The sequence below is a fragment of the Spirochaetota bacterium genome, assembly GCA_026414805.1.
Lineage (GTDB): Bacteria > Spirochaetota > UBA4802 > UBA4802 > UB4802 > UBA4802.
This window is the reverse complement of sequence record JAOAIH010000076.1, coordinates 1-14,332: the sequence shown is the minus strand read 5'-3', so window position 1 is coordinate 14,332 and position 14,332 is coordinate 1. Positions and strand designations below refer to the sequence as shown.

Genomic DNA, 14,332 nt, shown 5'->3' with positions numbered 1-14,332 from the left:
CATAATTGTTCCTTTTTTCATAATATAGACTTAAAGTACATATTATGAAAACATAAAAAAATGTCAAACTTTTTTTAAATACTTTTTTTATTGATTTTATGTGCTATTACTTTTTTATTGATTGTCATTAAATTGTCATTAAATAAGAATAATTAAATTTGGAAAAGGATATCTGCCATGTTACCTCGAACACCTGTATTAGGAATGTTTTTTGCTATGATAATTGCAATTTTAATTGTCCTGATATTTGAAATACCAACTCGCCCTTTTACAATACGCCTTGCAATTTGGTTGTACACACTTTCATTGCTTCCGGGGTTAGGTATTGCAATGCTGTTTGATCCTGCTCCACGTGAAGCAAAAGAGCGTTTTTTAAAAATTAATTTTTACGAGGAGAAAAAGTCATAAAAGCTTTACTTTTTGACATAGATGGCACGCTGCTGAAGACTAATGGTGCTGGCAAGCAGGCAATGGTAAAAGCTGCTATTGAAGTTTACGGCACCGCAGGCCATATGGATACTGTTAATTTTCAGGGACGCACTGATCCTCTGATATTGATGCAATCATTGATGCCTTATGGAATATCCCAAGAAACAATCTTTGCACACATTGAAAACTTCAAATATCGTTATTTCCGATATTTAGAAGAAATCATGCCGCAATCTGATGCAATTCTTTTACCTGGAATTCGTGAATTGCTACAAGCACTGACTCACTACGATACTATTATTATTGGACTTTTGACTGGTAATTTTTATCAAGGAGCACTCATTAAGTTGCAGTATTTTGACATTTTCCATTATTTCACTATGGGTGTATTTGCTGATGATACTCACATTCGCAATGATATGCCCTCAATTGCACTGCAACGGTTACACTCATTGACGGGTAGGAACTTCGCACCTGAAGATTTAATTATCATTGGCGACACGATCTATGATATTGAATGTGGCAAAACAGCAGGTGCAGTTACAGTTGCAGTGGCAACAGGTTGGACTGATGCCAAGACATTACTTTCACACAAGCCGGACTACTTTTTCAATGATCTATCGAACACAAATTCATTTTTTGATACAATAAAAGAACTTAGCGATAGCATTAAATTAACAGTTGAATAATATATTTTTTAGTAATTCGTATTGTTTATTGATTATTTATACGTCATGGTGAACCAAGTCATGAATCTAGTTTTTTGATTGATTCAGATTCCAAGACAGCAAAATATGATTACGAGTCAAGCCCCAAATGACAGTATATGATAAATTATGGAGGACCCAATGCAATTAGGCCATGTAGCAGTATCATTCATTATTTCTTCTTATGCTCCGCATATTACCGGTGGTTCTATGCAGGCGTTTTCACTTGAAAGCATACTGGTAGCATTTGGTGCTCACTGGTTGCCCAATCTTGACGTTATTCCCATCAAATTAGGCTGGGCAAAAGATTCATTCCACTGTACCTGGTCGCATTCGCTGGTATTTGCCTTTGCTGTTGCCCTGATACTTCTACCATTTAACAGCGCCTGGGCAGCACTTGCGCTGGTGAGCCTTATTGTACACTATCTAGCTGACATGCCAAGTAGCGTGGGGCTGCCGCTGCTTATGCCATTTACCAATAAACGCTTTACTATCAACCTGTGGGCTGATACCGGACACTCCGGTTGGGATGCTCTTATTGGCACGTATGTGCAGGCATGGACATGGATTCTTGAAGGTGGCGCATTTGTATTCCTTTTTGTGCGTATGTACCAATTAGGCGTATGGCCTTTTATTTCTTAGGGCGATAGCAACTGTTTATTTATCCACTATGAAAACAATAAAATCTCTATATGAATATGTAATCATTGGCAGTGGTTTTGGTGGTGCTTTTCCAGCATATGCACTTGCAAAAGCTGGTAAAGAAGTGTGTGTTATTGAACGTGGTGTATGGGTAAAGCGCGATGAAACCTGCTGGGATGAATATGTTCTCCATTTACAAAAGAAACCACTGTATCAGGGACACACGCCTTACTTGGTGGACCAGCAGGGAAAAATAGAACAGGACTGGCCGTATGATACAGTTGGTGGCATGTCAACGTTTTATGGCGCAGCAGCATTCAGGCTGCGACTACAGGATTTTGAAGGTCCCCCACTGCCAGATTCCGACATGCGTAACAGAGAGCTTGCCTGGCCTTTTGACTATTATACACTTGCGCCATATTATGATAAAGCCGAAGAACTACAATGCGTGGCTGGTATACGCGGCCAGGATATAACCGAACCACCTCGAAAAAAAGATTATCCACAAAAGCCACCACAAGCGCTTTCACGCCCTTCACAAAAAATCTGGGATGCAGCAATAGATCTTGGGCTTCATCCATTCTACATACCAATGGCAATTAATTTCACTGGGAAATGCAATAACACACAATGTATTCTGTGTAACACCTGTGACCACTATCTATGTAAGATACAGGCAAAAATGGATTTAGCGGTTAGCGTGTTACCAAAAGCATTACAGTATGGAGCTGTTATACTTGATAACTATCGNGCTGTAAAAATTAATTTTGTAAAACATAAAGCCCAATCGGTTGACATCATTAATCAGGAAACGGGTCAACACCACACCATCAAGTGTAAATATCTCATACTGGCTGCAGGGCCTATCGCCACACCTCACCTGCTTTTAGCTTCGGGCATTGCAAGCGCAAGTTCAGCAACACAACATATAGGCCGCAATCTCATGCGTCATATCAATGGTGTAGTGAGCGGTGTTGTTCCTTACATAGCAAACCCTGATAACAGCCTTGCAAAGCGGGTTGCTATCGCCGACTACTATTTTGGCGATAGCTCCGGTAAAAGCTCACCCAAAGGCAATTGGGGCATACTACAGGATATAGCCACACCCGGTAAAGGTGTGATAAAAGCCAATGCACCGTTGGGGCTAAAAAATATTGCTGCAACATTCTCAAAGTTTCTTATTAATCAGCTTGTTATTGCCGAGGATATCCCACAGTTTGATAACCGTGTGTATTGCGCTGATTCAGCCGACAAATTTGGCATGCCCAATGTTGCAATTTACCACCGTTACCATCCCCGTGATATAGCAGCTCGCGATGCGTTGTATAGAGTGGCAAAACGTGTGCTACAGCAGGCAGGAGCAAAAATTTTTTACTATATGCCAATAGTAACATTTTCACATGCGCTTGGAACCTGCAGGATGGGTAAAAACAAAAACCTTTCAGCAGTTAATCCCGAATGCCGCCTGTGGGATATTTCTAACTGCTATATAACTGATGCTAGTGTTCTGCCAACCGGTGGTTCTGTTAACCCCAGTTTAACCATTGCTGCAAATGCACTGCGAGTTGCTGACATAATGCTTAAAGAAAGGTGAGTATATGAAACACAACGATTTGCCTTTTATTTGCTTTTTTGGTTGTGGACACATTGCCAAACGTCATGCAAAAATTTTAAAAAAACTTTATCCTGATATCAAACTTGGATTTAGTAGTTTATACTACAACGACGCCAGAGAATACGCTACGATTTTCAATGGGATTGCATTCAAAAGCTATGATGACGCAGCGCAATCTGACTGTGATATTGCGTTTATCACCACACCCCATGCATACCATAAAGATTTAGCAATACTTGCAGCAAACAATAAAAAAAATGTAATAGTTGAAAAACCTGCTACGCGCAATCTCAAAGAATTTGATGCAATAGTAAAAGCAGTCATTAAAAACAATGTTAGATTTACCGTTGCAGAAAATTACTACTTCAAGCCATTTTTAAAGACAATAACAAAACATATTACAAGTGGTTCTATAGGAACACCATTGTATATCCGACTTACCAAGCACAATCATGATACCATTACTGGCTGGCGTACTGATGCTGCACTTATGGGCGGAGGTGCATTGCTTGAAGGTGGCTGCCATTGGGTTAACCTGCTTGTGTCACTTGCAGGTGCATTACCAATAGCTGTGCAAGCAGTAAAAGCAGATGTAGCATATTCCACAAACATACCTTTTGAAGATACCATACATATCACAGTAAAATTTGACAATGGCACCTTTGGCACTTTGTTCCATTCCTGGTATGTGCCTAATACATTCAAAGGGATTGCACTGTCAAAAATCTATGGTACTGAAGGTTGCATAACATTTGAAAGCAATGGTCTTTTCACAATTATTAAAGGCAAACGCTTTGGGGCAAGCTTGTCATTCAAGGACTTTTTAGGCTTTGGTGCAATGCACAGGTCTTTTATTGAGAACTATCGCACACAAAAACCGTGGGAACCGGACTACAGGCGAATACAAACAGAGTTAGCGTTAATTGAAGCTGCATATCGTTCGTTAAAAACAAACAGATTTGAAGAGATTTAGAAAACACATAATGCCTATTGCTTGCTCCAGATTGACGTTATACATGTTATTTTGTTGGTCAATCGTAAATCAGATGGTCACTCTGAACAAGTTTACAATTGTCATTATGAACTGAATTTGTATTGCCATTTTAAACGTGTTTCAGAATCGTATATAAAGCGTTATGTCTATAAATTGCATTTGGGATATATCTTTACGCCATAACATTTACTTGGCTCATTATTTTTTTACAACGCTCGTATTCTTCATGTGGCATCCACTGGGTTAACTGCGCATCAATATTTCCATTGCTCCCAACTTTTGCACATTTCTCTGGCCATAGAGGATTATATCGCAGAAGTTCAACGGTACTCACACCACATTCATGTAAAAATTGAGCAATCCCAACAAGATTTTTTTGGGTTGCTGTTATACCAGGCACAAGCGGTATGCGTGGCAAAAACTTAATAGTGGTTTTGTTTGATAGCTCTACTATTTTTTTAAAATTATCAAGAATCTTTTTATTGGAAACACCGCAATACTTTTTATGCTCTGTTTCATCAATAAGCTTTAGATCAAAGTATAGCATATCACAATACGGCAGTATGTATGATGTAAATTCATCAAAGTTAAAATATCCACTGGTCTCAATAAGTGTATGAATGTTGTTGCGCTTGCATTGCTGTAACAATTCAGACGCAAATGCAATATTCATCAAAGGTTCACCTCCTGACAATGTGACACCACCACCTGAAGTATCAAAAAATGGCTTATCCTTCTCAATCAAGTGCATAATTTCATCAACTGTCATTTCCTTACCCACCCTGCTCATTGCACCAGATGGACACACATCAACACATGCAAAGCATAATGTACATTTATGCCTGTTGACAAAATAAGTGTTGGCACTATCTATTGCCTGTACAGGACATACATGTGCACAGCTAAGGCAACCAATACATTCCTTTTTATCCCACGATAGCTCCACCATAGCTTTTTTGCTTTCAGGGTTATGACACCATACACAATTAAGGGGGCACCCTTTAAAAAATATTACAGTACGTATACCTGGGCCATCATCCAAAGAATTGCCCTTGATTTCTAAAATTAACGATTTCATATCCCGTATTCAGCTCTTTCAATAAGTTCTAACTGCATTTGCCTATTTAATGTAACAAAGTATGCATTATAACCTGAAATGCGCACAATAAGGTTGCGATAGTTCTCAGGATGAGCCATTGCATCTCTGAGGACTGCTGAGGTAACCACATTCATCTGCATCTGCATTCCACCTAACGTGAAATAGGTCTTCACATACGAAAACATATCATTCACTGTCTTTTCCCGTGATTCAATTGCCGATGGCACAACCTTAACATTGAATGCAATATTATTGGTAAGATTAACCGGGTCCAATTTTGCCACATCTCGTATGTTATCAAGTAAATTCTTTGAAGCAAACGGCTGTGGAGTTAATCCAGGAGTAAAGGGTTTGCCCGACAACCTTCCTGATGGCAGAGCACCGGTGAGTGTGCCAAACGCAACGTGGTTTGACATCGACCAAAAACCAGTAGTGTATGTGCCACCTCGGTAGTGAGGGATGCTAGCAAAATAATCATGAGCCCATTTGGCTATCCTGTTTGCCATTGCTACGGCCTCCTCATTGCCGCTACCAAACAATGGCACCTTTTTATGTACTAATGAAAGCAAGACATGGTCATTTTGGAAATTAGTGTCGATAGCTCTTTTTATATCCGCAAATGTATATCGTTTTTCATCATATATAAGCTTTTTGATTACCATCATTGAGTCAGTAACATCAGCAAGACCAATAATTGCAGTGCCAGAACTATTATACTTTGCACCACCTTGTGTCACATCTTTGCCTTTTTCCAGGCATCCTTCAATGAAAGCTGATAAAAGTGGAGTTGGACGTAAATATTGATGGGCTTGTGCCAACTTATTATTGTAATCAATAGATTGATCAATAAGAAATGCAAACTGTTTTGTAAACGCGTCAAAAAATTCATCAAATGTTGTAAATACTCCTTCCTCAGGCCTTCCAGTTTTTGGTCCAATATCCAGCCGGGTGAGTGGATGATACCCATTGTTGAGTGCCATCTCAAGTGCTGCAACCATATTCATCATCTGCATGTTGGTGTGCCCAAAGTGTTTATGTGAGAGCGTTGGCTCCACGCATCCAGTTGCTGACCAGTCGCGGATATCCTGTATATCATATCCCAGCGGTGTCAGCGCTTTTAGCATTGCTGCATCGTTGTGCATTGAGGGAGTTGCAGCAGTAATCAGATTAACTTCGCACAACCGTTTTAAATAGGTATCACTGTTAACCCCTGGCATGTAACGAGCGTTTACATTTGGGTCGCGAATTGACAGCATTTCAGTTACTTTCAAAAAGATATAGGTCATATCATTGACAGCGTCCTTGCCATCAGGTGTAACTCCACCCAATGTAATCGCCTGATCGGAAGAGCTGCCACCAAAATAAAAGTTAGCCAAATCCGGAGTAAGCGGAAAGTGGTCAGTACAGCGCATATAAAAATCTGCAACCAGTTCAATTGCATGCTTTATGTATTCTTCACGTTTCTCTGGTGCAATACGTTTCATATCGTTGATAAAGTATGGTTGTAACCACTGGTCTAATCTTCCCAATGAAAGTCCTGCATTAAGGCTTTCGTTATGCAGTGCAATCCAGGTGATCCACATCGCAGTCAATGCTTCGTGAAGTGTAGTGCTTGGGTGCATTGGTATGCGGCTGCAAATGTCAGCAATTGTTTCAAGCTCTTTTTTGCGCTGTGGATTTGTTTCCAATGAGCTATCGGACAAAGCTTGCTGTGAAAGATTTTTTGCATACGTATTGACACCTTCAAGACACGCAATCATTGCCAAAAGCAGGTTTTTCTTTTGCTGACTACAATCTTTCTTCAGTTCATCATTAATTTCATCAATCATCCCTAATGTTCCAATTGCCATCACCTTTGGAAAATTGGGTATGGTATGTGATATCGTTGCCTGCTTCCAGTCAAAATACAGTGCAAAGCGCTCATCAAGCTGTTGACATAAGGGATTATTGTATTTTTCTCGCACCCATTCCCTGAAATTTCGGTGCAACCAGTATGGAAAAATATCAAAATGCAAAAGTTCACGCGTCTTTTCATCAATATCAAAGGGATTGTATGTTCTATATGGTATAGTAAGCAATTCATTCCATATCATAATGCCAGTGCTGTCGGGAAAAATTGGACTGCCTATTGATTTACTTGTCGTTGTACCTGCCAGTAATGAATTTTTTTGAATTATAGGTTTTTTATTTTCCATCATGTATTTGAAGGCATATGCGTTACGCAACACTGGATCCCACTGTTCACCGTTTTTGTCTCTTTCAAAACCATTGGTGCGATACCATTGAGTTAGCAAAACAGCTCGCTCGGCACAAATTTCTGGCTTTTGTGTTAAATGAGCATCAAGGAATTGTTTTATCCGCGGAAAATCATCAAGTGAATACTGTGGCAGATATGGATCCTCTAAAAACAACACATTGGGGTCTTCTTTTTTTCCTTTAAGCCTTTGTTTTTTCCTTTTAATTAACTCATCACTTAACTCTTTTTTTTGCTTTGGGTTTTCCTTCTTTACTTTTTTCTCATCGGCTTTTCGTTCATTCTGCATTGCACGCTTTTGAACGTTGTTAAACAATAAAGATATAAAAAAAGAAAAAATATTTGAATACGTAATACTGCCTTCTATACGTACATCGCTTTTAAGTAACATATAAATAATATCTGTGGGCGTTCCCAGTAAAAGCTTGCGTGCAGCCTCTTCATTTTTAAATATTAGCACTGCTTCAGCATTTGTAGCGATAGCTCTCGAAACAGTTACTCTACCATTTAAAAATGCAATACTGTAAGAAAATCCATTATCCTCTGTACGTAAACCGATAGTAAAGTTTAAAAAACCTTCATTAGTTTTAAGGTAGCGATTAAGCGATTTTCGTTTATTAAAATTAAATGCAATGAATTTTAAAAACGAATATACAATAAAGCTGGTACTTAATGTGCTTAATCGCCCTTGTGATGTAAATAATAACATAATTTCCTCCTATTTTTCATGAAGATTTTTCATAAGTTAAGAAATTTTTTCAGTCACTAAGATAAATTTTCCGTCATCATTATTACTTCTGAGTCTAATCGCAAAGCTTAGAATGTCTTGTATCAACATACCCATATCGCTCATGTCATTAAGAGTGCAAAACTCTTTCATATTTTCCTGTGCACAACATCTCATTTTGTCATCCTGAGGGAGCAAAGCGGCCAAAGGATCCCCTTTTCTCACTCTAAAGGTACATACCGCTGTGTTATAATTTCTACATAAGTATTGACAAAATCTCTTGGATTATCATGAACTTCCCTGATGAGTCTGCTATTATACAAACTCACGACACCATTGCATTCAATCCACAGTTGAAGAGCGGTATCATATGCTTCATGTGGTTCACATACGCAATGCTGCTGCAGTTTTTCTATTACATACGCAAATGGTTTTAATGCTATTTCCTTTTCTTTGGCGCCAACATCTTCCAAAGGAGTACCAATACAATCCATAAATTTTGGTACATTGCGGTTTATAAACATTATTTCATAATAATCTGGATACTCTATTCCAAAGTTGATATACGCCAAGATGAGAGCTCTCATCTTTTCTCTTGAATCTAATACGGAATTGTATGCGCTTTCAAATAGCTGGTACAATAATTCAAATCCCCGTATACGAATATAAAAATACAATTCATCCTTATTGGTGAAATAGTTATAAAGAGTTGTTGCTGTAACACCTAATACGGAAGCAATTTTTCGCATGCTTAGTTTGTTAAATCCCTCTTTTATAACAATCTTTGCTGCTGCATCTAGTATTTGCTGTTTGAAACTATCAACTTCCTGGATATTTCTGGGTGTTCTGGGCATATATTTTTCCTTAAATAACAACATTGTTGAAGATTATTAATTTAACATTGTTAATTTAACAGCGTTAATTTTATTGTCAAGTAAATAAATAATTTATTTGCTTTTTATTCAATCTTAAAATAGTATTTAAACACGTATAATCCTAATAGTATTCTATTATATAAAATATAAACTTTATATAGAGGAGGTTTAGCCATGAAATTATCTCGAAAGGAATTTTTACACAATGCTAGCTATGTATCAGCATCTGCATTACTGGCATTTGCAGGATGTAATAAAACAACGGAGGTTATTGATATCCCTTCTGATAAAAAAATTATTACTGATTCTGCATTAAAAAATCTTTCCAAAGCTAATTGGGACACAATACGATCTCTATTCACTTTCAGCACACGACCACCATTGAATGCAGCTAACCTTTGTCCAACGTTTGATCATGTGAATATGTATTTATGGCAATTTACAAATCAGATTAACGAAGATGTAAGCTTTATTAATAGATTAGATTTTATCAAAAAGCACGTTGAAAAATCCAAAGAAAAGGTTTGCAAAATGCTTGGCATAGAAAATAAAAAAGAACTGGCTTTTGTACGAAATACATCAGAAGCAAATTCCATTATAGTTCAGGGATTCAATCTGAAAAGAGGGGATGAGATAGTTGTCTGGGAGCAAAATCATCCAACAAATTATCGAAGTTGGCAGTATAAATTCCAAAATGTACCATTCACCATCAAAACCGTTAAACTTGATATGACTCAGACCAATAAAGAATACTACATTAAGTCTTTTTTACAACAACTATCGCCAAAAACTAAAATAGTAACGTTTTCACATATATCAAATATTTCGGGGTTACGGCTACCAGCTGAAGAAATATGCAACGCCATCAAGGACTATAATAAAAATATCTTCATTCACATTGATGGAGCTCAATCCTTAGGCAGTGTTGTAATTGATATGGGCAAATTACAATGCGATAGTTTTTCAGCTAGCACTCACAAATGGCTTTGCGGACCTCATGGAGCAGGAATTTTATTTATCCGTGAACAATGGATCCAAAAAATTCAACCTGCACTATTAGGATATAATTTTTATTTTGATTATCCTGAAGAAAAAATTCCCGAGGATGCATCAAGGTTTGAATGCTTAGGACAGCGAAATGATGCTGTATTTGGTTCAATAGGTGCTGCAGTTGATATTCATTTACATATTGGCATAAAACGAATTGAAGAACGCATCCACTACCTGACTCAGTATACTCGTAATGCTATAACCAAAGCAGGGTTGTCTTTAATTTCTCCCAACAATAATACATTCAATCATGGAATCATTGTCATTGATATGGGAAGTACAATAAAATCCTATGGTGCTTTTCTTGCTTTACATAATGCAGGAGTTTCAACAGCTATTATCCACAATAATAAAATTCATTGCACACCAGATGGTAGAATTGAAGAGGTAGATGCCCCAACATATTTACGAATATGCCCTCATATTTATAATTCTACCAATGATATAGACAATGCTGTATCAATTATTGTAGATACATATACATCAAAAGTCAGTTCTATAAAAGAATTCATAAAATTTTTCAGCAAAAATGGGATTTAAACACACATTATTACTGAATAGTAAATACAGAAGATAATTTATAAATGAACCTCATTGAATTAATTTAATGAGGTGATGCATTTTTTACTTCTTACACCCGCCAGTAAATATTATATCAAATATTGAATTACATCAATATGCTACTATATTCAGAATTATTTGAAAAAAATTTTTTGTAATCACTATTCTTTTGCATTTTTTGCTTTACAACATTAAAATCATTTTTATTTTATTAATTTTTATCGATATAATTTATATAGTGTTTTTTATAAAATTTTATATACTTACGAGAGGAAATGGAACCCACACAAAGACGCAGAGATATTCCTGTTATTGTGCTCCATGACATTGATCCACAATGGGAATTGCACGAACAGGAAGCAGCATATCAATCAGCACAAAAACTAATCAATGAATTACAAAATGAAGGCCACACTGTACTTGATATTCCTGTAACTCATCATTCTCTGGATAAAATATTACACAACTATAATCCAAACGAATACATCCTCTTCAACTGGTGCGAGGGTTTGCCAGGCGTTGATCACAGTGAGCACGCAGTAGCTCAAATCCTTGAAGAGAATCAATTTGTTTATACCGGTTCTCCTTCTGATGTACTTTTCTTCTGCTGGAACAAAGCTGCAATTAAACAATTACTGAACATTAAAAATATTCCAACACCATATGGTATTGTAACCGATAATCCCAGAACAATAGACTGGGAAAGATTTCCTGCAATTGTAAAACCTGCATTTGAACATTGCAGTATTGGAATTTCAGAGGATTCGGTTGTTACCAACCGAAAAGAACTTATAGACAGAGTTGACTACATCCTCACTACTTTTAAACAACCATCAATTGTTGAAGATTTTATTGACGGAAGGGAATTTCATGTCACACTATGGGGTAATGGAGTCATTCATGCACTACCTCCTGCAGAGATGGATTTTAGTGCATTTGATAATATAAAAGATAGAGTATGCACATATAATTCAAAATTTCTTCCTGGTACAGTACATTATGAAAATATTCATTTAAAAATCCCTGCACCGCTTGACAATATTCAACTGGAAATGTTAAATCAAACTGCACTTAGAGCATATAAGGCTTTGGGCTGCCGCGATTATGCAAGGATCGATATGCGGTTGAAAGATGGCATTTTCTATATTCTTGACATTAATCCCAATCCGGATTTCAGCCCTGATACTTCTACAGTATATTCAGCAGAATATGCAGGACTTTCATATGGGGCACTTGCAAGCTGTATTGTGAATGTAGCTGCATTGCGCCATCCAGTATATGGCCAGGTTGAAGTTTCACGATAATTTAACATCCTGGACAATATTATAATTATTTATGTTAAGTTCAAGAATAGTGAATCCTTCATTATCCAAAACCAATAACCCTTCCATTCCATCAGTATAATAGATATCATATATTTCATTATCATATTCAAAATACGTGAGCCCGTAAGTTGTGCCATCAATTACAAACGCAAATAAATCACTATGAACCAGTACCACAGCAAATTGTGGCATGAATACAACTTTTTCTGGTACACAGCCTATATCAATATATGTTCCTTTGTAAAGGAAGCCATCAGCAAATAAGTAGCCATGAGATCCTAATTTACGAAGAAAATACCCAGCGCCTGATATTTGGATTTTTGTTGTATCTTTAATTCCGCCAACAAATATGACACCATCTGATATAATCATTACGGTTTTATTTTTATCCAGCATATAACCATCAGTTATATTACCATTATATGCAAAACTTTGCACTTTATCATCATTAACATTCCAATTTGTCAATGTGTGATTTCCAACAACCAACACCTCTTTTTCTAAACCTACATCACACAAATGTACTTTGAAAGCATCATCAACTCTAATTGTTTTACCAGACTGAACATGAGCGACAGTTCCATCATTAAAAAGTACAAAATCATCCTGTGAATTGTGACAATAACTTATTACATTCTCTAGTAAAAGTTCAGGGTCTTTACCATTCAATGGCACATATAATCTGTACAGGGTATTGTTTATTATGGCATGGATTATTCTTTCATGCTTCTTTTGATTAATGCATACCGCTTCATATAGATTTTTTGTTGTATTGACAAAATTAGTCATTATATCTTCTCTCATATCTTTTATTTTGATTCATCTCCAGTTTTTAATGCTGCGTATTTTAAGGAATTTAGATATACAGTCATTCTATTATTGTAAGATATTTCTTCACGAATGGATTCAACATAAGCCCATAGCTTCTTAAAGCGCTTGTATTTATAGTAACCATAATATACAAACACTGTCAGTATCACAAAATGAAAAATACCAATATTTTTAACTAATAAAGTATATATTAAAAAAATGAGTACCATCGCTCCTAGGATAGGAATTTCACTTATTAGATACTTTATTTTATAATTCATGGTTAACTCCTCAAACAAAAGAATAAGTATTAAAGCAAAATAAAAGTTCGATGATAATGTCTCCCTATTACTTTTTACTTTTTCATTATCATTTATATTTTAAATCAATATAACAAACCAGAATGACATATAATGTCCCACCTATTTCTTTTTTTCACAATACCGTGTGTAGGCTTCTTCAATGGCCACAAGCCACTGCTTGCGAATATTTTTGGGACTCACTATCTCCGCATATTTCCCGTATCTAAGTACTTTTCCCAAAAGCTCCTGAGGGTGATGTACCGGCAACAACATATCTATATAAGTGCCAAACTGGGGGTGCTTACCTTCTCTTATTGTTTGATGTTTATGCCACACCTGCTTTTTTACAATATTGCTCACCGGTTCATAAAACCTGATACATACAGTACTACCTGTTTTGCCCTTATAAATACCATAGGTTGATTGGATATATTTTTGAATTTCCTCAGTTGAAAGCCTTTTTGTCCTTTTTCTATTTTGAACCTGCGCTTTTTTAATGCGCGAAAGCAAGAACGTGCGAACACCTTTTTTACTATCATCATATGCAATACAATACCATCTTCCTTCATAATGTATAAAATGTTCAGGGGCGATAGCTCTTATAGTTACATTACCCTTCACATCAGCATACTGTATTGATACAAACAAACCATCACGCATTGCTGCAAAGAGTTTACTGAATAACTCAATATTTAATGCCTCCCATTCCTCTATTTCATATGTTATACGATTAATAAGAGGCAAATAGCTTGATTTGAGAGACTTTTTAATGCTGTCAATGATTGTTCTGTCAATAAACGGAAAGTGTGTGGGGCTTTCAATAAGTCGGGTTAAAAAAATGTAAAATAAAAGCATGCGTTCATTACGGTAAGTAAAATAATCAAACGGTAACGAATAACAATAGCCTTTTTTATGTGGCAGATACTCTACCGGTGCACCAAT

The 14,332-nt window shown here is 36.6% G+C and carries 13 protein-coding genes; 7 read left to right on the top strand and 6 right to left on the bottom strand.

The genetic code is table 11. The annotated features are described in order from the left end of the window. Positions 1–177: 177 nt before the first annotated feature. The 5 genes from N3F66_12860 to N3F66_12840 all read left to right on the top strand — a co-directional run bounded on the left by N3F66_12860 (position 178) and on the right by N3F66_12840 (position 4,366). Positions 178–408, top strand: a complete 231-nt coding sequence (locus N3F66_12860) for a hypothetical protein (protein MCX8125036.1) — start codon at positions 178–180, stop codon at positions 406–408. 17 nt (positions 409–425) lie between these two features. Then, positions 426–1,118 (top strand): HAD hydrolase-like protein, encoded by a 693-nt coding sequence (locus N3F66_12855; GenBank protein MCX8125035.1) that lies wholly within the window; start codon positions 426–428, stop codon positions 1,116–1,118. Between the two features lie 159 nt (positions 1,119–1,277). Then, on the top strand, positions 1,278–1,778 hold the full coding sequence (locus tag N3F66_12850) for a metal-dependent hydrolase (protein MCX8125034.1): 501 nt from the start codon (positions 1,278–1,280) through the stop codon (positions 1,776–1,778). Positions 1,779–1,806: 28 nt separating this feature from the next. After that, entirely contained in the window at positions 1,807–3,372 is a 1,566-nt protein-coding gene (locus N3F66_12845) for a GMC family oxidoreductase (protein ID MCX8125033.1), read from the top strand. Between the two features lie 4 nt (positions 3,373–3,376). Further along, positions 3,377–4,366 carry a Gfo/Idh/MocA family oxidoreductase gene (locus tag N3F66_12840; protein MCX8125032.1) on the top strand — a complete coding sequence of 330 codons (990 nt, stop codon included), beginning with the start codon at positions 3,377–3,379 and terminating at the stop codon, positions 4,364–4,366. Between the two features lie 193 nt (positions 4,367–4,559). Here the strand turns inward: N3F66_12840 and N3F66_12835 are convergent, their stop codons facing one another. The 3 genes from N3F66_12835 to N3F66_12825 all read right to left on the bottom strand — a co-directional run bounded on the left by N3F66_12835 (position 4,560) and on the right by N3F66_12825 (position 9,321). Further along, the gene (locus N3F66_12835; protein ID MCX8125031.1) at positions 4,560–5,465 is read right to left on the bottom strand and encodes a glycyl-radical enzyme activating protein; all 906 of its coding nucleotides are present in this window, start codon (positions 5,463–5,465) and stop codon (positions 4,560–4,562) included. Beyond that, on the bottom strand, positions 5,462–8,449 hold the full coding sequence (locus N3F66_12830) for a formate acetyltransferase (protein MCX8125030.1): 2,988 nt from the start codon (positions 8,447–8,449) through the stop codon (positions 5,462–5,464). The genes N3F66_12835 and N3F66_12830 overlap by 4 nt, the downstream gene beginning before the upstream one ends. A 239-nt stretch (positions 8,450–8,688) precedes the next feature. Beyond that, complete coding sequence (locus N3F66_12825; GenBank protein ID MCX8125029.1) at positions 8,689–9,321, bottom strand: TetR/AcrR family transcriptional regulator; 633 nt, start codon at positions 9,319–9,321, stop codon at positions 8,689–8,691. Between the two features lie 195 nt (positions 9,322–9,516). On the opposite strand from N3F66_12825, the gene N3F66_12820 reads away from it, so the two are divergent. Both N3F66_12820 and N3F66_12815 read left to right on the top strand, forming a co-directional pair. Beyond that, entirely contained in the window at positions 9,517–10,932 is a 1,416-nt protein-coding gene (locus N3F66_12820) for an aminotransferase class V-fold PLP-dependent enzyme (protein ID MCX8125028.1), read from the top strand. Between the two features lie 296 nt (positions 10,933–11,228). Beyond that, positions 11,229–12,257 carry a hypothetical protein gene (locus N3F66_12815; protein MCX8125027.1) on the top strand — a complete coding sequence of 343 codons (1,029 nt, stop codon included), beginning with the start codon at positions 11,229–11,231 and terminating at the stop codon, positions 12,255–12,257. On the opposite strand, the gene N3F66_12810 is transcribed toward N3F66_12815, so the two are convergent. From N3F66_12810 to N3F66_12800, 3 genes are all read right to left on the bottom strand, one after another. Then, positions 12,249–13,067, bottom strand: coding sequence for a hypothetical protein (locus N3F66_12810; GenBank protein MCX8125026.1), 819 nt, complete (start codon positions 13,065–13,067; stop codon positions 12,249–12,251). The two genes, N3F66_12815 and N3F66_12810, sit on opposite strands and share 9 nt — an antisense overlap. Before the next feature lie 20 nt (positions 13,068–13,087). Beyond that, positions 13,088–13,369, bottom strand: a complete 282-nt coding sequence (locus tag N3F66_12805) for a hypothetical protein (GenBank protein MCX8125025.1) — start codon at positions 13,367–13,369, stop codon at positions 13,088–13,090. Positions 13,370–13,510: 141 nt separating this feature from the next. Next, a partial coding sequence (locus N3F66_12800) for a WYL domain-containing protein (protein ID MCX8125024.1) occupies positions 13,511–14,332 on the bottom strand: 822 nt, incomplete at its 5' end.